Below are 20,641 nucleotides of genomic sequence, written 5' to 3' on the forward strand. Positions count from 1 at the left end.
CAAAGTTTTGATTGCGCACATAAAGTTGGGCGCCGGTGACCTTTGTCAGATCACAAACAGGCTTCCAACAGCGCGTTTGCCGATATCCGGGCTTCCCCTTCGGAGAGGGATCGTTGCATGGTGCAATCGTGAAAACGCAGGAGCCTTTGAGTGCTTTCAAATGAAACATATCGGAACGTGCTGGCATTCGCTGTCGTCGGATCACTAGCATTCTTCGTGGACGCCGGGGTTTTTACAACGTTGAACACACTTGGTGCGGGAACGTTGGCATCACGGTGCGTTTCGATTTTGGCTTCGTTCACATTCACTTGGTACCTGAACCGCACCTTCACCTTTCGAACCACCAAACCGGCGAGCTTCGTTGAGTTTCTCAGCTACGTGGGTGGCATGCAGATCGGATTGTTGACCAATTTCAGCACGTTCTTCGTTGTGCTTTATCTATCAGATATCGCCAGAGCCTATCCTGTTATCGCCTTGGCGATCGCAACGCTTGCCGGGATGGTCATCAACTTTATGGTTTCGCGACGGATATTAAAGAAATAGGAATACTTATTAAGCGAAACTCAATTATTGCTTCAAAGAAGTGCTGTAAGTACTCTGAGAGCATTGTTCGATTTAAGACGATGTTAACTAGTTGGGGAAAACCCTTTCGTGTTTAAGAACTTTTTTTTGATAGCCATCAGTGCACTGGTCAGTTTGGGGGTCGTAGAGATTGGACTACGATTGTTTGACCCTCTGAATTTCGAGCCGCATATCAGCCGAAAACAAGCAAATGTGCCTTTGGTTAACAGTGAAAATTTCTTCTGCGTGGGTGGACCAAACCGACGCTCCCCCCATGACATCGTGTATTCACGGGAAACCCCCAACCAATCCTATTTCGAGTTTCGCAACGCGACCGTCACATTTGTTGAAATCAACGAACATGGATTCCGTGGGGATTTTTCGTCAGATGACGACAAAGCCCAGATTATCGTTCTGGGCGACTCGTTCACCCGCGGAACGCTTGCGGATGAGACCGAAACCATTCCAGCCCTTTTGTCCATGTGGTCTGACGATTCCCATTTTGTGAATCTGGGAACCGGCGGTCATGGGACGCTTCAGCACGCCCTTACGTATGAAGAATTCAAAGATCAGATTCCACACGACATAGTTCTGATGTTCGTCTTCAACCGAAACGATCTGGTCGACAATGTCAGGTTTCGCAAATGGCAGGACAACCCCAGCACACGATCACAAAACCCAACCTTCGTTCAACGGGTCAAGCGCGCGGTCGGAAAACTGTATGTTGGCAAGCTGATTCTGCAGTTCAAACAAGCGCTGTTTGATCGAGAACTCTATCCGTCGGTTCCCACGGAAACAGAACAGGCACTGTTCTTTGAATCGCTTCGCGACCTGACGCAATCGATCGAAGATCAGGGTGCCCGTCTGATCGTGTTGTCCCTGCCTGATATCTCCGAATTCATTGGGGAAGATACAGTGACATTTCGGGACGACCCGATTGGCTACGCCGATGCGACGCGTGCTCTCATCGCGCAAGGGGTTGACGAGTACGGATATACCTACGTGAACCTGAAGCCCGTTCTCGTACAGTTCTCAGAGGATTTGGGTATTCCCACCAGCAGTCTTTTCGGCAGCCCCGACCATCACCTGCAGGAGCTTGGCAACTTCGCTGTAGCGTCTACTGTCGCTCAGCTGTTGCAAGACGAAGGTGTTTCCGTTTTCGACCCGGACGTTGAATTTGTTGATCGAACGCGGTTCGATCCCTCCAATATCGCCTGCCCCTGAGGTTGGCAATCAGTCCTCGTCTGCTTCACCCAAAAGAATAAATTTGCGCCCATGCAAAAAGATATGCAGCGGATACTCTGGCAGATGCATCGAATGCAGGCGCTTGTTAAACTCGGTGGCATCGATATCCAACGGCAGTTTCTGCAAGGCAGACAGCTCTTTCATCCGGCGTGCTTCGCCGCGCCAGGCTTCGGCGGATGAGGTCGCAACCTGATGGTTCAGATAGTTCTCGCCACCGGTTGCGATGCCGCCAACAACCTCCTGAAGCAGATGAAACAAGTACAGATGCGTTCGCGCGAGCACCGAGCGTAGACCATCGTGTTTTAGGATTGGAAAGCGCAGCGCCTTGATGATGGTGCCATTGTCGACCTTGGCATTTATGATATGCGCGGTCACGCCGTAGGTTTCGGCCCCTTCATAGAGCGCAAAGTTAATGCACCCGCTGCCTGGATACTCTGGCGGGCCCGGGTGAAAATTGATCGCCGCAATGGATGCCGCATCGATCAAGCCCTGATCCAAAATGAAGTAGCTGCGAAAACAAAAAATGTAGTCCCCGCGCCAATTGCGCACCCAATCCGGCAGCGCCTGGCCCAGCCCCTGAGACTCGACGTAACTGACATCAAAGCCCGCAAAATTCAGAAACTGGAGCGCCTTTTGCGTTCCATCACAGTTTTCCCGACCAAAAAATAGTACCGTCGGACGGTCTTCCTGTTTCGCCGGATCAATGCCATTTGTCATCAAGATCACTCGTTCAAATCATCGGTGCATGCACTTAGGATTGAAGCGCATTCAACAGACTATGGCACACAAGAAACTTGTGCTCTAGCGTTTCCATCGGGGCATAAAGGACCTGCGCCTTAACGCAGGCCCTGAGGACTTAGTCGATGATCGAGTTTAGCGTAGAGCTGGGGCGCATCACGGCCGCTGCTTTGGAAGGATCGGTGTGATAGTACCCGCCCAGATCAGCGGCGGCGCCTTGTGCTGCAGCCATCTCTGACAAGATTTGGTCTTCATGGTCTGCCAGCTGTTTCGCGACAGGTGCAAATTCGGCTGCCATATCAGCATCATCAGACTGGGCTGCCAACGCATCGGCCCAGTACCGTGCAAACCAATAGTGGCTGTCACGGTTATCGGGCTGACCAACTTTACGGCTTGGTGATTTGTTGTTGTCCAGAATGCCCTGCGTGGCCGTTTCGGCGGCGGCCCCAAGAACACCCGCCTTGGCGTTACCCTTGCTGTCAGCGAGGAAATTCAACGATTCCCCCAGCGCACAGAACTCACCCATCGAATCCCAACGCAGGTGGTTTTCCTCGACCAATTGCTGCACGTGTTTCGGTGCTGAACCACCCGCACCTGTTTCGAACAAGCCCCCGCCATTCATCAGTTTGACGATGGACAACATCTTGGCCGAGGTGCCCAATTCAAGGATTGGGAATAGATCAGTCAGGTAGTCCCGCAGAACGTTGCCGGTAATGGCAATCGAGTCTTTGCCCGCGGTTATCGTCTCCAACGATTGCCGCGTTGCTTCACGCGGCGCCATAATCATGAATTTGTCAGCAACACCAGCGGCTTCAAGTGCAGGCTTAATGTACTTGATTAACTCGGCGTCGTGGGCGCGGTTTGCGTCCAGCCAGAAGATCGCCTCGGACCCGGTCAGGCGCTGACGGTCTAGGGCCAGCTGGATCCAGTTTTCAATCGGCGCTTTCTTAACGGTGCAGGCGCGCCAGATGTCGCCCTTCTCCACATTATGCGAATGCAGCGTTTCGCCACTGGCCAGAACGATACGAATGATACCGTTTGCAGGCGCTTCAAACGTCGTTGGATGCGAACCGTATTCCTCTGCCTTCTGCGCCATCAACCCCACGTTGGCGACCGCGCCTGCAGTGGCCGGGTTCAGCGCACCATTGGCTTTGAAGAAGTTGATCGACTCGTCATAAACGGTGGCATAGCAGCGGTCGGGGATCACGCAATTTGTGTCGCCCTTTGCGCCTGCCTCATCCCAGCCTTTGCCGCCTGCGCGGATTACAGCGGGCATCGAGGCGTCGATGATTACGTCTGACGGCACGTGCAGGTTGGTAATGCCTTTGTCACTGTCGACCATATACATGGACGGCCGGTCAGCCTTGATCGCGTCGATGGCGGCCATGATGTCGGCATTGCCTTGAACCCGCTCCAATAAATCTCCCAGACCCGAGTTCGGATTCACACCCAGCGCGTCCAGTTCCGCGCTGAATTTGTCGAACACCGGGGCCAGCCACGCTTTAACGGCATAGCCAAAGATGATCGGGTCACTGACCTTCATCATCGTGGCCTTCATGTGCAGTGAGAACATGGTGCCGTCTTTCTTGGTGTCCTCGATGGCACCCGCCAGAAATGCTGACAAGGCTTTGACCGACATGAAGGTCGCATCGGCAACGGTACCTTCTGCCAGCGGCCAGCCGTCCTTAAGCGCGGTTACGCCGCCGTCATTCCCAACAAATTCAATCTTTGCATCACCAGCCTGAGCGGCGGTGATAGTGGCCGACTTTTCACTCGCATAGAAGTCGTTGCCGGGCATCGAAGACACTTTGGTTTTGCTGTCGGACGCCCATTCCCCCATCGAATGCGGGTTTTTCTGCGCATAATTCTTGACCGCACGTGCCGCGCGACGATCACTGTTGCCCTCACGCAGTACCGGGTTCACAGCCGACCCCTTGATGGCGTCATAGCGCGCGCGAATTGCCTTTTCTTCGTCGGTCGACGGCTCTTCAGGGTAGGTCGGGATGTCGTAGCCCTGCGCCTGCAGCTCTTCAACAGCCGCAACCAGTTGCGGGACCGAGGCCGAAATGTTGGGCAGTTTGATGACGTTGGCATCAGGCGTTTTCACCAGCTCGCCCAAGGCGGCCAGATCATCGGTGATGCGCTGGTGTTCGCTCAGGTTCTCCGGGAACGTGGCCAGGATGCGCCCGGCCAGTGAAATGTCCTTGGTCCCAACACTGACACCCGCGGCCGAAGCGAACTTGCGAATGATGGGCAGGAACGAGGCGCTGGCCAGTTCGGGCGCTTCGTCTACAATGGTATACAATATGTCGAAGTGTGAGTTATCTGCCATATTCTTTTACCTTTTTTAGCCTTTCAGGGGCGTGCGATCCAAGAGTTTGTGCCACATCTGCGCGGCGCGGGAGGGGCGTGTTGTTGGTACTGCCCCTGGGTGACTCTGTTTTGACAGGGCCTCCCTTAAATCACGTTTGGCTTGGAATCAATCGCAACTGGGCGCGCGTTTTGCCACGGGTTGGCTAAAAAAGACCACCGGTAGAAAATTGAATGTTTGCCGGAAGCAGAATGTAGTCGCGACCTGCTGGCTAGCCAACTGCCTTGCCTACAACCTACCTAAAACGCTGCCCTGTTTCAGGATCAAACACCATTGCGCGTTCGGGTTGGACCGAAATGCCGATACGCTCACCGGTTGCGCTGCGTTGGTCATCACGTTCCTCAATGATCAGCTTATCGCCATTCGGCGTCAGCAGGTATGTATAAGACACGCCGCCGAGCGCTTCGGTCAGGTCCACTGTGCAGGAATCGGCCGAGCGGTCGATGTGGATATGTTCAGGCCGCATGCCCAGCGTCACTTTGTTCAGGCCCGCGGGCACGTTCGCCGAAATTGGCAGCGGTTGGCTGAGCGCAGGGTGAGTCACCTGGCCATCTGCAAAGTCGCATTCCAGGAAGTTCATCGCGGGGGAGCCGATGAAACCGGCGACAAACCGATTGTCCGGATCACGATACAGATCCATTGGCGCACCCACCTGTTCGATGCGACCATCGCGCAGCACAACGATCTTGTCAGCCATGGTCATCGCCTCGACCTGATCATGGGTCACATAGATCATGGTCGCGCCGATTTCCTGATGCAGGCGCGCGATTTCAACACGCATCTCGACCCGCAGTTCTGCGTCCAAGTTGGAAAGCGGTTCGTCGAACAAAAACACTTCGGGACCGCGAACAATGGCCCGACCGATGGCAACACGCTGCCTCTGTCCGCCGGACAGTGCCTTGGGCTTGCGTTTAAGATATTGATCCAACTTCAGAATGCCCGAGGCTTCCTGAACTTTCTGTTCGATCTGGGCTTTGTCGACGCCGTTCATACGCAGGCCAAACCCCATATTCTCGGCAACCGTCATGTGCGGATAAAGCGCGTAGGTCTGAAAAACCATCGCTACCCCGCGTTTGGCGGGGTCGACATGGGTAACCTCGCGCGCGCCGATGTGAATTTCCCCCTTCGAGGTCTCTTCGAGCCCCGCAATCATCCTGAGAAGAGTGGACTTGCCACAGCCCGAAGGGCCAACAAAGACGCAAAACTCTCCGTCTTCGATCTGCAGATCAATTCCGTGAATGACCTGTGTCTGGCCATAGCGCTTGATCGCTCCGTTCAGAGTTACTCCGGTCATGTTGCTTGCATCCTGTCATTGCTTACGTTCTGGCGCGTGTCGGGAAACCGCCACGCCTGAGCTTCGGTTCCGATTTGGTCGGCCACACGGCGAACACGGGGAACCCAGGCCTCTAGTTGATTGAAATCCATCCGGTTTGTTGAACCCGTTACCGAGATTGCACCCAGCAATCGGCCACCCGAGGTCAGAATTGGGCAGGCGATGCAGATGATTCCGGGCTCATGCTCTTCATCATCAATCGCGTAACCGCGTTGTCGAATCCGGATGAGATCGGCCCGAAGCGCTTGTTCTGAGGTCAGGGTCTTGTCGGTGAACCGGTGGTAGCTTTGCTGAGATACCGCTTTGTTCAGCGCATCATCGTCAAGATATGCCATCATCGCCTTGCCGACGCCCGTGCAATAGGCTGGCCCCACCTTGCCTGCCTGCGAAAACATCTCAACCGGCTTCGCCGCGTTGCGTTTATCGACATACAGAACTTGGCTGGAATCGAGCTGCGCCAGATGCACCGTTTCGCCGGTTTCCCGGCTGAGGGCATCCAGAAATGGCCGAGCGATTGGCGCCAGTGAGCTTTGGGTCCACGCCGCGTGTGCCAGCCTGACCAACCGCATCCCCGGCGTGTAAGTCTGACGGTCCGGATCGTAAGACAACATGCCCTGATTGGTCAGCGATTGCAGGAACCGATACAGAGTCGCCTTTGGGAAATCACTATTGTCCAGCAATTCAGCGAATCGGACCGGCCGTTCAAAAGCCGCCACCTGATCAAGCACATCACATGCTTTACCTATTGTTCCGTCACCAGCCACGGGTGCCTTATCTCCTCCACTTACCCGCGGGCCACTGGCACGAGGGTCTTGACAAGACTAACCGATTTGATGTGTAGTTTTCAATATATAAAACTAAGTTCCAATATATGGAACATGATGGAAGCTAAGGGAGGAAACCATGCATTCCATTTTCAAGCGCACGGCCGCAGCGTTGGCGACCAGTGTGGCAATAGCCGCTCCGGCATCAGCTGAACTGACAGGCGAGCTGCGAATCTTCTTGGACACATCGAACCCCGCGCCCCGCGCGACGATGGAAGCGATGATCGAGCGATTCGCGGCGCAACACCCCGGGCTGGAGATCGAAACCACGGTCATCGACCGTGAGGCGTATAAAACTCAGATCCGCAACTTCCTGACGGCGGACACGCCGGACGTTGCCACATGGTACGCGGCGAACCGGATGAAGCCTTATGTTGAGGCCGGACTTTTTGAAGACGTGTCGGACTTGTGGGCCGAACCTGCAATTGCCGACAACCTGGCGTCGACCAAAGGCGCGATGACCATTGATGGCAAGCAATGGGGCGTGCCCTATACCTACTACCAGTGGGGTGTTTACTATCGCAAAGACATCTTTGATGAGCTGGGGCTGAGCGAACCGACCACTTGGGAAGAAGAACTGGCCAACTGTCAGAAAATCGTGGAGTCGGGCCGCGCCTGTTACACAATCGGCACCAAGTTCCTTTGGACCGCCGGGGGCTGGTTCGACTATCTGAACATGCGTACCAACGGGTTCGACTTCCACCAGCAATTGGCCAATGGCGAAATCAGCTGGGAAGACGACCGGGTCAAGCAGACCTTTGCCAACTGGAAACAGCTGATCGACATGGGTGCGTTCATCGACAACCACCAGACCTACAGCTGGCAGGAAGCCCTGCCCTTCATGGTCAAAGGCGATGCGACCGCATACCTGATGGGCAACTTTGCTGTGGCACCGCTGCGCGAAGCGGGCCTGACCGATGATCAACTGGACTTCTATCAGTTCGTTGCCATCAATCCGGATGTTGAACTGGCCGAAGACGCGCCAACCGATACGTTCCACATCCCGGCCAACGCTGCCAACAAGGAAGCCGCGCGCGAGTTCCTGCGCTTTGCCGTATCTCCTGACGAACAGACCGAGATTAACAATGGCGCAAACCTCGGCCAGCTTCCGGTCAATGCACAATCGTCAGTTGATGAGGATAAGTTCCTGCAACAAGGATTCCAGATGTTGTCAGCAAACAGCCCCGGTGGCGTAGCCCAGTTCTGGGACCGTGATGCCCCGGCTGAAATGGCCAAAGCGTCGATGGAAGGTTTCCAGGAATTCATGGTCAAGCCTGACAACGCAGACAAGATCCTGTCCAAGCTGGAACGCGCACGCCAGCGGATCTACGACAACTAAGAAATTGGATAGGCCGGGCTCAAGCCCGGCCTATGCCGACACCAGATTTAGGATGGGTTTCACCCCACCGCCACAATCGGGAAAATCGCCATGACCACTGCAGCCGACATCCCTGAACAAGAAAGCTGGTTCCACAGGAATCAACAGCGTATCGCGCCCTGGCTGTTTTTGGCCCCGGGCCTGCTGTTTTTTATGGTCTATGTGATCATCCCGGTGTTCCAGTCATTCAACCTGTCACTGTATGAATGGGACGGGCTTGGGGCTGCTGAATATGTCGGGTTTCGCAACTATGAAGATCTGTATTGGGAGTGGTCCGACCGAGATGCCTTCTACATCTCGCTCAAGAACAACCTGATCTGGCTTCTACTGTATCTTCTGGCAATTCCCGCAGGACTGTTCATCGCACTGTTCCTTAACCAGACGGTCTGGGGCATACGCCTGTATAAATCGCTGTTTTTCTTTCCATTCGTTATCTCTCAGGTGGTGGTGGGCCTTGTTTTCACATGGTTTTACGACCCGACATTCGGCCTGCTGAACGAATTCCTCGGCATGTTCGGTATGGGTCCGTTGAACGTGCTGGGCGACGAACGATTCGTGACGTATGGCATCATCTTTGCGGGTCTCTGGCCGCAGACGGCCTATTGCATGATCCTTTATCTAACTGGCCTGAACGCTGTGGACCCGGAACAGATCGAAGCCGGACGTCTGGACGGGGCAAAAGGCGCAAAGATGTTGTGGCACATCATTCTGCCACAGCTGCGCCCTGCCACGTTCATCGCCTTTGTCGTCACCATCATCGGCGCGCTGCGATCCTTTGACCTGATCTCGATCATGACGCAGGGCGGGCCGTTTGGGTCGTCCCGCGTGCTGGCCTACTACATGTTCGAAGTCGCCCTGTCTGAATATGGATTCCGTATGGGATACGGTGCCGCCATCGCGGTGATCCTGTTCCTTATAATGCTGTGTTTCATCGCCTATTTCCTTTGGTCGATGTACCGCGAAGAAAAGGGGTACTGAGATGTTTCCGAAACCTATCGAAAAACAACCCCGCGCGACGCAGATTACCTATCAGGCAATGTTGCCGCTGGCGTTGCTGCTTTGGCTTGGACCCCTGTTGGCCGTCGCCCTGTTCTCGGTCAAACCTGAAGCTGATTTCACCAACGCCAACTATTGGGGCATGCCGTCCAGCTTTGAGGGTGCGTTCAACTACGGCCAGGTGTTCTTTAACTCGGACATGCCGCGCTATTTGATGAACTCGTTTCTGATCACGGTCCCCACCGTCATCGGATGTGTCGCACTCAGCAGCATGACCGGGTTCGCGTTGGGCATTTACAAGTTCAAATCGAACCTGTGGATCTTTTTCATGTTTGTGGCGGGTAACTTCGTGCCCTTCCAGATCCTGATGGTGCCCGTGCGCGATCTGACGCTGGAGCTGGGCCTTTACAATACCAAAACCGGCCTGGTCCTGTTTCATATCGCCTTCCAAACCGGGTTCTGCACGCTGTTCATGCGAAACTTCATCCGCGCACTTCCATTTGAACTGATCGAGGCCGCCCGGGTCGAAGGGATCAGCGAATGGCGTATCTTCTGGTACGTGGTCCTGCCGCTGATGAAGCCCGCGATTGCCGCACTTAGTGTGCTGATTTTTACCTTCATCTGGAACGACTATTTCTGGGCCGTTGTTTTGACCCAAGGCGCTGAAAGTCAGCCGGTGACGGCAGGGATTACCAGCTTTAACGCGCAATTCAGGGCGGCTTATCAATTAATGAGTGCCGGTTCCATCGTTGCGGCATTGCCGCCGGTGGCCATGTTCTTCCTGATGCAGAAACACTTCATCGCGGGTTTGACCCTCGGTGCCGTAAAATAACTTCGAACCGGAGTTCGCTACATGACCAGAATCACCTTTATTGGTGCGGGTTCCACGATTTTCATGCAAAACATCGTGGGCGACGCACTGCTGACCCCTGCGCTAGCTGACAGTCATTTTGCACTGATGGATATTGATCCGGTGCGCCTGGCTGAAAGCGAGACCGTGGCCCAGGCCATGATCCGCTCGGTTGGGACCGGCGCGACCGTCTCAACGCACACCGACCGGCGTGCTGCGCTCGACGGCGCGGATTTCGTCATCACCGCGTTTCAGATCGGCGGATACCAGCCCTGCACGGTGACGGATTTCGAGATCCCCAAGCAGTATGGCCTGCGTCAGACGATTGCCGACACGATGGGCGTAGGCGGGATCATGCGGGGTCTGCGCACGGTTCCCGTTCTGTGGGACGTCGCGCAGGACATGATGCAGCTCTGTCCGAATGCCACGTTGCTGCAATACGTAAACCCGATGGCAATCAACACATGGGCGCTGGCCGAGCGTTTCCCTAGCTTGAATCATGTGGGCCTGTGCCATTCGGTGCAAAACACAGTTGAAGAACTGGCCCACGATCTGGACCTGCCCAAGGACGAGTTTCGTTACAAGGTTGCCGGTATCAATCACGTCGCCTTTTTCTTGAAATTGGAACATGACGGTCGCGATCTCTACCCGACCTTGCGTCAGGGCTATCAGAGCGGTCGCCTGCCGAAGCCGCCGCTGTTGATGCCCCGCTGCCCGAACAAGGTTCGGTACGAGGTGATGAATCATCTGGGCTATTTCTGTACCGAAAGCTCTGAGCATTTCGCGGAATATGTTCCGTGGTTCATCAAAAATGGTCGCAAGGACCTGATCGAACAGTTCGGCATTCCACTCGATGAGTACCCGACGCGCTGTGTCGAGCAGGTCGCCAACTGGAAGGAACAAGCCAAGACCTTGACGGATGGCCGCGACATTGAAGTCACCCGCAGTCACGAATTTGCGGCAGACCTGATGAACGCAATCGTCACTAACACCGCTTACGCCACGTATGGCAACCTGCCCAATACCGGCCAGATCCCGCAACTGCCCTTGGGTGCAGTCGTTGAAACGCCGTGCCTCGTGGATGCAAATGGCGTTCACCCCTCAGTCGTCACGGATATCCCGCCGCAGTTGGTTGCTCTGATGCGCACGCAGATCAATGTGCAGGAGCTGACCGTGCGGGCATTGGTTGAGCAGAACCCCGAACACATCTATCACGCGGCCATGCTGGACCCACATACCGCAGCTGAGCTGGACTTGCGCCAGATTCGCAATCTGGTGAGTGATCTTCTCGCTGCGCATGCCGATTGGCTGCCAGAGTGGTGCAAACCCGCCAAGGCTGCCTGACCCTATTTTCGCAAGGCTGAAAAACAATGACAAAAAAACGCCGTTCACAGCACTGGTATGGCAAGCTGGATAAGGATGGATTCATCCACCGGTCGTGGATGAAGAACCAAGGCTTTCCCGATCATGCCTTTGATGGGCGGCCTATCATCGGCATCTGTAACACATGGTCCGAACTGACCCCGTGCAACTCAGGTCTGCGCGATCTGGCCGAAGGCGTAAAACGCGGCGTATGGGAAGCCGGTGGTTTTCCGGTCGAGTTTCCGGTGATGTCGCTTGGCGAGACCCAGATGAAGCCGACGGCCATGCTGTTCCGCAACCTGCTGGCGATGGATGTCGAGGAATCGATCCGCGCCTATGGCATCGACGGCGTTGTCCTGCTGGGCGGATGTGACAAGACCACACCCGGTCAGTTGATGGGCGCGGCGTCTGTAGATCTCCCCTCCATCGTTGTCAGCTCCGGACCGATGCTGAATGGTAAGTATCGCGGGCAGGACATTGGATCCGGTACAGATGTCTGGAAATTCTCCGAGGCAGTACGCGCCGGAGAAATGACCCTGAAAGACTTCATGAACGCCGAATCCGGTATGTCGCGCAGCGCCGGGGTCTGCATGACCATGGGTACTGCCTCAACCATGGCGTCGCTGGTCGAGGCAATGGGCATGAGCCTACCCACCAACGCCGCACTGCCCGCCGTTGACGCCCGTCGAATGGCGCTGGCACATCTGACCGGCAAGCGGATAGTCGAGATGGTGGACGAAGATCTGAAGCCATCCGACATCCTGACCAAAGAGGCGTTTGAAAACGCCATTCTGGCCAATGCCGCTGTTGGTGGCTCAACAAATGCGGTTGTGCACCTGCTTGCTTTGGCCGGTCGCGTTGGTATTGATCTGACCCTGAAAGACTTCGAACTCGGGTCCGAAATTCCCTTGTTGGTCAATTGCATGCCTTCGGGCAAATATCTTATGGAAGATTTCTGCTATGCTGGCGGTGTGCCGGTGGTTCTGTCAGAACTCAAACCCTTTCTACGCCCAGCCAGGACGGTTCTGAATAAAGACATTTCTGCCCATTACGAAGGCGCGGAATGCTTTAACCGCGATGTGATCCAAACCTTTGATGATCCAGTGAAACCCGCCGCTGGCTTGCGTGTACTGCGTGGTAATCTGGCGCCAAATGGAGCAATAGTGAAACCTTCGGCCGCAACGGATGAAATGCTCGAAACCGAGGCCGAGGCTTATGCTTTTGAAAGCATCGAAGACCTGAAAGCCAACATTGACCGCGACGACCTGCCGGTCACACCCGAGACTATTCTGGTTCTCAAAGGCTGCGGCCCCAAGGGCTATCCGGGCATGCCCGAGGTCGGCAATATGCCGATCCCAGCCAAGCTGGTGAAGGAGGGTGTACGCGACATGATCCGCATCTCGGATGCGCGCATGTCCGGCACCGCATTCGGTACCGTGATCCTGCATGTCAGCCCCGAAGCGCAGGCCGGAGGTCCTTTGGCGCTGGTCAAAACCGGCGACCGCATTCGCGTTTCTGCCAGCAAAGGCGAGTTAGAGTTGCTTGTAGATGAAAAAGAACTGGACGCCCGACGGGCCTCATGGCAACCGGACGCGCCGCATTACACACGCGGCTATGCGAAACTGTATATAGATCACGTCCTACAAGCCGATCAGGGCGCGGACCTTGATTTCCTTGTCGGCAAAGACACCCGTCTCGTGACGAGAGAGAGCCACTAATGGATCAATCAACCACATTCCACGACCTCAATGGTGCATCCGTATACATCACCGGGGGCGGATCCGGTGTTGGTGCCGCGTTGACGGATGGATTCCTTGCGCAGGGTGCAAACGTCGCCTTTATTGGTCGCTCAGATGCGACTGCCTTTGTGGATGAAATGCGCGACAAGCACGGCCGTGCGCCCTTGTTCATGCAGGGCGACATGACGGATACCGAGTTGTTACACGCAACGATGACCAAGGCTTCCGAGGCACATGGGCCGCTGAGTGTTCTGGTGAACAACGCCGCAAATGACGAACGTCATTCGCTTGACGAAACCACGCCTGAGTTTTGGGACTGGATGATCGAGGTCAATCTCAAGGCCTACTACTTCGCTTGTCAGGAGGCCGCGCGTCAGATGCAGGACAAGGGCGGATCGATCATCAATTTCAGCTCGATCAGTTATATGATGGGTAATTCCGGCTATCCGATCTACACGACCTCGAACGCTGGGATCACGGGAATGACCCGCTCGTTGGCGCGGGAATTGGGTCCACACAAAATCCGCGTGAATGCCTTGGCACCCGGATGGGTGTTGACGCAGAAACAATTGGATATGTGGGCCACGCCTAAGGATCTGGCAGCACATTTGGATCGTCAATGCTTGAAAGAGCACCTGACGCCCGAGGACATGATAGCCCCGACCTTGTTCTTGGCCTCCGAGGCCAGCCGCGCGATGACAGGTCAATGCATGGCCGTTGACGGCGGCGTGGTAGTGTCTGGATGATGTCATGAACACAGAATGGATCGCCGCCGATTGGGGAACGTCGCACCTACGGGTCTGGGCCATGCAGGGCGAAGCCGTATTGGATCAGGCAAAATCAAACCGCGGTATGGCACGATTGGCCGGAGGGGATTTCCAAACGGCCCTGTTGGACCTCATAGGTGGCTGGTTGGGTTCTGGCCCCGTTGACGTGATGGCATGCGGGATGGTTGGCGCGCGGCAGGGGTGGGTCGAAGCACCCTACTCTGCCGTTCCTTCGACCCCGGTTCCAACAGTCCCCATCCGCGTTCCCAATACGGACTCGCGCATTCGTGCGTTTGTTGTGCCTGGCCTCAAACAGAACAACCCGCCCGACGTCATGCGTGGTGAAGAAACCCAGATTGCGGGTTTTCTGGCCACGCGACCGAACTGGGATGGCGTTCTCTGCCTGCCGGGAACGCATACCAAATGGGTGCAGATCAGTGCCGGAGAAGTCATAAGTTTCCGCACCTTCATGACAGGTGAATTGTTCGAACTGTTGCGCGGTCAGTCCGTCCTGAAGCATTCGGTCGCAGAAGGCTGGGACGAGGACGCTTTTGCAGATGCAGTTGCGGACACCTTATCCAAGCCCGAGCAGCTGGCTGCCCGGTTATTTGGCTTACGCGCCGCCGATCTGTTGCAGGGTCAGGACGCAGGCGTCGCACGCGCAAAGCTGTCTGGCCTGTTGATCGGTGCGGAGCTGGCCGCCACCCGACCCTATTGGCTGGGACAGCAACTGGCCACAATTGGCGCGGACGAGGTGTCACACATCTATGCGAAGGCCCTGCAACAACAAGGCGCTGTTGTCGAAACCGCGAACGCCACACAAACCACTCTGGCAGGCCTCTCACTGGCCCGGAACCTGACGAGGCAAACCGCATGAGCCGTCCTATCATCGCCATCCTGCGCGGATTGCAACCATCCGAAGCCGAAGCTGTTGGACGCGCCGTGATTGACGCCGGAATCGACCGGATCGAAGTACCCTTGAACTCACCCGACCCGCTGACAAGTATTGGTTTGCTGGCAGAGGCGTTTGGAGATCGTTCACTGATCGGCGCGGGCACTGTGCTGACACCCGAACAGGTCGAGGCCGTTTCGAGTGTTGGCGGCAAGCTGATCGTCTCACCTAACTATGATGCGGATGTGATTGGCCGTACCGTCGCGCTTAACATGCAAAGTTGGCCGGGTATCTACACACCCACCGAAGCGCTTGCCGCGCTGAAAGCTGGTGCCACAGGATTGAAACTGTTCCCTGGTGTTATGGCTGGCCCTTCGGGCTTGGCGGCGCTGCGCCCGGTATTGCCGACTGGTGCGCTTGTGTTTGCCGTGGGTGGCGCCGGACCAGAGAACTTTGGTCAATGGATCAAGGCTGGTGCCGATGGCTTTGGTATTGGATCCGCGCTTTATAAACTAGGCATGCAGGTCGCTGAGATCGCAGACCGGGCTGCAAAGATTGTAGCGGCCTATGATGAGGCCGCAAAATGAGCACGGTCTTTGACGACCGCCCCTGTCAGTTGGGCGAAGGGCCGCTATGGCACCCCGAAAGGCAGCAGCTGTTCTGGTTCGACATTGTTGGCAAGCGCCTGATGACCCGCACGAGCGACGAGCAACAAAGCTGGGACTTTCCTGAACATGTCTCAGCCGCAGGTTGGATTGATCGCGACACGCTTCTGGTCGCCTCAGAAACCGGGCTTTGGCAGTTTGAACTGCCAACGGGAAAAAAGGTATCGGTTACCCCGCTTGAGGCTGATAACCCGGTGACCCGGTCCAATGACGGGCGCGCTGATCCGTGGGGGGGGTTCTGGATTGGAACCATGGGCAAACAGGCAGAACCCGGCGCTGGCTCAATTTATCGGTACTGGCGGGGTGAGTTGCGTCGTCTGGTACCCGATGTGACTATCTCAAATGCAATTTGCTTCGCGCCGGATCGTTCTTGCGCCTATTTCTGTGATACGCGCACCCGGTTAGTCATGCGCTGGGATTTGAACGCGGAAACAGGATGGCCTGACGGGGACAGCACCGTCTTTCTCGACTTACGTGATGAAGGCCTGAACCCCGATGGCGCTGTGATCGACGCACAGGGCAACATCTGGATCGCGCAATGGGGCGTGGGCCGGGTTGCGATCTACAGCCCCGAAGGGTACTTCCTTCGCGCTGTTACCTTTGAAGCATCCCATACGTCGTGCCCGGCATTTGGTGGCGCAGATTTGACGACACTCTTTTGTACGACCGCGCGTGAAGGGCTAAGTGCAAATGAGATTGAAACACAACCTACCAACGGAATGACCTTTGCCCACGAAAATGCAGGGCTAGGTCGGGCAGAACACAGAGTCATCTTATGAAGCCAGAACTTGGCGTTTGCTACTACCCCGAACATTGGCCAGAGGCGATGTGGTCGGAAGATGCCGCACGCATGGTCGAAACCGGCCTGTCATGGGTCCGGATTGGTGAATTCAGCTGGAGCCGGATGGAACCGCGCCCCGGCGATCTGCAATTTGACTGGCTGGACCGCGCCATCGAAACGCTTGGCGCAGCTGGATTGAAGGTTGTGCTGGGCACACCCACGGCGACGCCACCCAGATGGGTTCTGGACAAGCATCCGGATATGTTGGCGGTGGATGAACAGGGGAGCGCGCGTAAATTTGGATCGCGACGCCACTATTGCTTTAACCATCAGGGTTACATCGATGAATGCGCGCGGATTGCGCGGATCATGGGCGAACGCTATGGGCGAAATCCGCATGTTGCCGCCTGGCAGATTGACAACGAATATGGCTGCCACGACACCACCATCAGTTACAGCCCCTCCGCCCTGCAGGCGTTTCAAAGCTGGTTGGCAACTCAATACCAAACCATTACAGCCCTGAACGAAGCATGGGGCAATGTCTTCTGGTCGATGGAGTACAACAGTTTCGATCAGATTGATCTTCCCAACTTCACTGTGACCGATCCCAACCCGGCACATGTGCTGGCCTTCCGCCGCTTTAGCTCGGATCAGGTGGTGGCGTTTAACAAGGCGCAGGTGGATGTTCTGCGCCCTTTGACAGATGCCCCGCTACTGCACAACTACATGGGTCGTACGCTGGAATTCGACCATTTCGAGGTTGGCGCCGATCTGGATATCGCCACATGGGACAGCTATCCGATCGGGTTCCTGTCTGATCGACTGCAGGCAGATGAGGCGCATAAAACAGCGTTTCTACAACAGGGTGACCCGGACATGCAGGCGTTTCACCATGATCTGTACCGCGCTGTCGGGCGTGGCCGTTGGTGGGTGATGGAACAGCAACCCGGGCCGGTTAACTGGGCCCCTTACAACCCTGCGCCCCTGCCTGGGATGGTACGCCTTTGGTCACTTGAAGCGGTTGCGCACGGGGCTGAAGTGGTCAGCTATTTTCGCTGGCGGCAGGCGCCATTTGCACAAGAGCAGATGCATGCGGGACTGTTGGCGCCAGACAACCGCCCTGCCCCAGCGCTGGCCGAAGCACGCCAAACCGCTGATGACTTGGCGAAACTTGGCACCGTCGAGCAGGCACGGGCAAAGGTGGCAATCGTGTTCGACTATGCCTCGGACTGGGCCTGGGCAACCCAACCGCAAGGGGCCGGCTTCGACTATTTCGAACTGGTTCTCTCGACCTACCGAGCGCTGCGGCGCGCTGGGTTCTCAGTGGACTTCCTTTCGACCACGGACATTCCTAAAAGCGGTTACGCCGTGATCTTTGCAACCGGCCTGGCGACGGTGGACCACGATTTCGAGCAGAGGCTGACGGACGGCTGCGACTTAGCAATTCTCGGGCCAAGAGCCGGAGCAATAACCCATGACTTTCAAATTCCCGAACCGGGACGCCCCGGCCTGTCGGGGTTGGATTGCCATGTTGATCTGGTAGAAACTCTACCGCCAAATGTAACGCGCCCAGTCGATGGCGGTGGTGCGGCCGAGCACTGGATTGACCGACTGTCAGGCGATGCCCCAAACCTGCTGTCCTTTGCAGATTCAACCGCCGCACTGAAAGGCACGGATGGTATCTGGTATCTGGCGGGGTCCCCGAACGAGGCGCTTTGGGATCGTATTATTGCCATGGCCGCAAAGGCAACCGGATTGACCGTTAATGCGATGCCAGCGGGTCTGCGTCGACGCGAAACTGCGGACCATGACTTTCTGATCAATTACAATGCGCATCCCGTCGATTGGAACAGGCGCGTGATCCAAGGCTGTGATGTCGCTATCTTACAGCGCAATCTGCCCGGTAAAACCTGAGTTCTTACCGGGCAGACGCAGAAGCTTGGGTAGCTAAAAGCTACTGATCACTTTGCAGGCTGTTGGGGTCAAAGACCCCTCCGAAACCGCTGTTGTTAGAGGGTTCGCTTTCAGTATCGGATGCACCGTCGTCGCCATCACCACCCAACGAATTCGGTGCAAACACGTTGCCAAAGCCGCTATTGTTGGATGGTTTTGGAGCAGATTGCGCCTCGCCTTGTTCAGCTTCCTGGGCCTCTTGCTGCTTGCGCCGTTCTTCGCGCTGCTTGCGCAGCTCCTGAATGCGCTGTTCAGCTTCAAGCTGCTTTTGCTCGCGCACATCTGCTATACACTGCGCCGGGTTGTATGCGGTTGCCGTACCAACCACTGTGATCGTCGCCACAGCAAACACAACCAACAGAACTGCGGCCATGTTCCCCGCGAAAAAGCTGGGCAGTTTGATCTTTCCAGCGAGTTCTTCGACCGTAGCCTCTTTGCGCGCCGCGGCGACCAGTTCTTGACGTTTCAACTTGGCTTCGTTCAGCAAGGCAAAGAATACCGTCAATGCCACAATGATGAAGGCCAGCGCTGAAATCGCAGGCGTGATGCCATAGCGAACCTTCTGCGCCAGTTCGATCGTCAGCGTCGGGTATTCCCCAAAGGTGAAGGTGGTGGTGTTGTAGTTCTCAAAAGATGCGAGAAATGCCAGCACTGCGGCTGACGCGATGGCAGGGCGCATAAACGGCAGCATGATCTTGCGGAACGCTTGCGCATGGGTTGCGCCAAGGTCCAATGCGGCCTCGGTCAGCGCCATGTCATACCGCTGCAAACGGGCCACCAACACCAGCATGCAATAGCTGGCGATAAAGGTGGACTGGCCAATCACCGTCAGAAAGATGCCGTTCGACAGGAAACTGTCAGCACCCAGCCCGAGCATCCGATTGATCCGATCCCAAAAGACCAGGGTCGAGATACCCAGAACAACACCCGGGATCAGGATCGGCGCGATGATGATTGTGTAGTATGTGGCACGCAGCTTCGGCCATATCTGCGTCAGCATCAGAGCCCCGGCCAGGCCCATCGCGACGGACAGAGCCACCGTACCAGCCCCAATAATCAGCGAGTTCTTGATGCCGTTCAAAATACGCTGATCCTGAAACAACTCTCCGAACCACTGGAAGGTCAGACATTCCCACGGGCTCATCCTTGGGAAGCCCGAAGAGTTGAAGGCCGTGACCGACATGATGACGAGCGGGCCCAGCAGGTAGGCGAAGAAGATCGCCAGATAGACCCATATGCTTATGCGGAGGAAGGAAGTATTCATTTCCCGATATCCCCCATGTTCACCTTGAACAGGCGCATGACGGCCAGCACGAACAGGATACAGGTCACCAGCAGCACGATGGCGTAGGCGGCGCCTTGTGGCCAGTCATTGTTGTCGTTGAACTGTTGATAGATCAGTTGTGTGAACCACAGACTTGAGGGCCCGCCCAGAATTTGGGGGGCAGCAAGCGCACCCGCGCTGAGCATGAAGACCATCGTACAGCCCGAACTGATGCCCGGTTTGGCATAAGGAATGACCACGCGCCAATGGATCCGCCACCATGGTGCACCCAAATCCCGTGCGGCTTCGATCTGGTTTCTATCCAGACTTTCAATCACGTTATACATCGGGAAAATCATCAGCAGGATGTAGGCATAGCCCAACCCCGCATATAGCGCGATGTCGTTGCGGATGAAATCAAACGGCACATCCCAGATCCCAAGCCCCACAAACAGCGTGTTGAGAACACCCGTTTCGCCAAAGATGATCCGCAAGGCAAAGGCACGCAGGATCTCGTTGATCCAATACGGGATGATCAGCATGATCGCAAAAATGCGGATATGGCTGCCTTCGGTCTGACCAAGATAATAGGCGATCGGATAACAGATGATCAGGTTGAAGATCGTGACGCAGACCGCAGCAACCAATGTACGGAAAAACACTCGAAGATCGACGGTGTTGTAGTCCTGACTACCGCCTTCAGGGCCAAAGACCAGATACTTGTAGTTTTCGAGCGTATAGACGTCCTTCGGCCCGCCAATCTCAGGGGGCGGCAAGTTTGGGCGGAAAGAAAAGTCGAGCATCGACAGCTGTGGCAGGATGATCAGGCCAATCGTCCAGAACAGGACGAAACCCAGGATCGCCGCCCCCATACCAATGCCGTTGCGGTTGAAAAACTCCTTTAGGAAGCCGGGCATATCTT

Annotated in this window: 18 protein-coding genes; 12 read left to right on the forward strand and 6 right to left on the reverse strand. The window is 55.9% G+C overall.

The annotated features are described in order from the left end of the window. Positions 1-150 precede the first annotated feature (150 nt). Together Q1B21_RS13875 and Q1B21_RS13880 are read left to right on the forward strand one after the other, a co-directional pair. Entirely contained in the window at positions 151-543 is a 393-nt protein-coding gene (locus Q1B21_RS13875; RefSeq protein ID WP_299890195.1) for a GtrA family protein, read from the forward strand. Positions 544-651: 108 nt separating this feature from the next. After that, positions 652-1,785, forward strand: a complete 1,134-nt coding sequence (locus Q1B21_RS13880) for an SGNH/GDSL hydrolase family protein (RefSeq protein ID WP_299890197.1) — start codon at positions 652-654, stop codon at positions 1,783-1,785. 9 nt (positions 1,786-1,794) lie between these two features. On the opposite strand, the gene Q1B21_RS13885 is transcribed toward Q1B21_RS13880, so the two are convergent. The 4 genes from Q1B21_RS13885 to Q1B21_RS13900 form a co-directional block, all read right to left on the reverse strand. After that, positions 1,795-2,523 (reverse strand): formyltransferase family protein, encoded by a 729-nt coding sequence (locus Q1B21_RS13885; protein ID WP_299890199.1) that lies wholly within the window; start codon positions 2,521-2,523, stop codon positions 1,795-1,797. A 139-nt stretch (positions 2,524-2,662) separates the two neighbouring features. After that, entirely contained in the window at positions 2,663-4,876 is a 2,214-nt protein-coding gene (locus Q1B21_RS13890; RefSeq protein WP_299890201.1) for an NADP-dependent isocitrate dehydrogenase, read from the reverse strand. A 274-nt stretch (positions 4,877-5,150) separates the two neighbouring features. Continuing rightward, positions 5,151-6,209, reverse strand: a complete 1,059-nt coding sequence (locus tag Q1B21_RS13895; RefSeq protein ID WP_299890203.1) for an ABC transporter ATP-binding protein — start codon at positions 6,207-6,209, stop codon at positions 5,151-5,153. Continuing rightward, positions 6,206-7,012, reverse strand: coding sequence for an IclR family transcriptional regulator (locus Q1B21_RS13900; RefSeq protein ID WP_298935054.1), 807 nt, complete (start codon positions 7,010-7,012; stop codon positions 6,206-6,208). The genes Q1B21_RS13895 and Q1B21_RS13900 overlap by 4 nt, the downstream gene beginning before the upstream one ends. Positions 7,013-7,151: 139 nt before the next feature. Here Q1B21_RS13900 and Q1B21_RS13905 point away from each other — a divergent pair, with 139 nt between their 5' ends. The 10 genes from Q1B21_RS13905 to Q1B21_RS13950 all read left to right on the forward strand — a co-directional run bounded on the left by Q1B21_RS13905 (position 7,152) and on the right by Q1B21_RS13950 (position 18,416). Next, positions 7,152-8,411: an ABC transporter substrate-binding protein gene (locus Q1B21_RS13905; protein ID WP_298935056.1), complete on the forward strand. Its 1,260-nt coding sequence runs from the start codon at positions 7,152-7,154 to the stop codon at positions 8,409-8,411. Between the two features lie 90 nt (positions 8,412-8,501). After that, complete coding sequence (locus tag Q1B21_RS13910) at positions 8,502-9,428, forward strand: carbohydrate ABC transporter permease (RefSeq protein ID WP_299890206.1); 927 nt, start codon at positions 8,502-8,504, stop codon at positions 9,426-9,428. Position 9,429: 1 nt separating this feature from the next. Next, entirely contained in the window at positions 9,430-10,278 is an 849-nt protein-coding gene (locus Q1B21_RS13915; protein ID WP_298935060.1) for a carbohydrate ABC transporter permease, read from the forward strand. Positions 10,279-10,299: 21 nt separating this feature from the next. Continuing rightward, positions 10,300-11,640, forward strand: coding sequence for an alpha-glucosidase/alpha-galactosidase (locus tag Q1B21_RS13920; RefSeq protein WP_299890208.1), 1,341 nt, complete (start codon positions 10,300-10,302; stop codon positions 11,638-11,640). A gap of 26 nt (positions 11,641-11,666) precedes the next feature. Continuing rightward, positions 11,667-13,376, forward strand: a complete 1,710-nt coding sequence (locus Q1B21_RS13925) for an IlvD/Edd family dehydratase (protein WP_299890210.1) — start codon at positions 11,667-11,669, stop codon at positions 13,374-13,376. Continuing rightward, a complete protein-coding gene (locus tag Q1B21_RS13930) occupies positions 13,376-14,143 on the forward strand; it encodes an SDR family NAD(P)-dependent oxidoreductase (protein WP_299890212.1) in 768 nt (255 codons plus the stop codon). Before Q1B21_RS13925 ends, Q1B21_RS13930 begins: the two co-directional genes overlap by 1 nt. 4 nt (positions 14,144-14,147) lie before the next feature. Then, positions 14,148-15,041 (forward strand): 2-dehydro-3-deoxygalactonokinase, encoded by an 894-nt coding sequence (locus Q1B21_RS13935; protein ID WP_299890214.1) that lies wholly within the window; start codon positions 14,148-14,150, stop codon positions 15,039-15,041. Beyond that, positions 15,038-15,643: a 2-dehydro-3-deoxy-6-phosphogalactonate aldolase gene (locus Q1B21_RS13940; RefSeq protein WP_299890216.1), complete on the forward strand. Its 606-nt coding sequence runs from the start codon at positions 15,038-15,040 to the stop codon at positions 15,641-15,643. The genes Q1B21_RS13935 and Q1B21_RS13940 overlap by 4 nt, the downstream gene beginning before the upstream one ends. After that, the gene (locus tag Q1B21_RS13945; RefSeq protein ID WP_299890218.1) at positions 15,640-16,500 is read left to right on the forward strand and encodes an SMP-30/gluconolactonase/LRE family protein; all 861 of its coding nucleotides are present in this window, start codon (positions 15,640-15,642) and stop codon (positions 16,498-16,500) included. The genes Q1B21_RS13940 and Q1B21_RS13945 overlap by 4 nt, the downstream gene beginning before the upstream one ends. Further along, positions 16,497-18,416: a beta-galactosidase gene (locus Q1B21_RS13950; RefSeq protein WP_299890220.1), complete on the forward strand. Its 1,920-nt coding sequence runs from the start codon at positions 16,497-16,499 to the stop codon at positions 18,414-18,416. The genes Q1B21_RS13945 and Q1B21_RS13950 overlap by 4 nt, the downstream gene beginning before the upstream one ends. A 40-nt stretch (positions 18,417-18,456) precedes the next feature. On the opposite strand, the gene Q1B21_RS13955 is transcribed toward Q1B21_RS13950, so the two are convergent. After that, positions 18,457-19,719, reverse strand: coding sequence for an ABC transporter permease (locus Q1B21_RS13955; protein WP_299890222.1), 1,263 nt, complete (start codon positions 19,717-19,719; stop codon positions 18,457-18,459). Next, entirely contained in the window at positions 19,716-20,636 is a 921-nt protein-coding gene (locus Q1B21_RS13960; protein ID WP_299890224.1) for an ABC transporter permease, read from the reverse strand. The genes Q1B21_RS13955 and Q1B21_RS13960 overlap by 4 nt, the downstream gene beginning before the upstream one ends. Positions 20,637-20,641: the final 5 nt, after the last annotated feature.

Origin of the sequence: uncultured Ruegeria sp. (assembly GCF_947504215.1) — a bacterium.
Classification (GTDB): Bacteria; Pseudomonadota; Alphaproteobacteria; order Rhodobacterales; family Rhodobacteraceae; genus Ruegeria.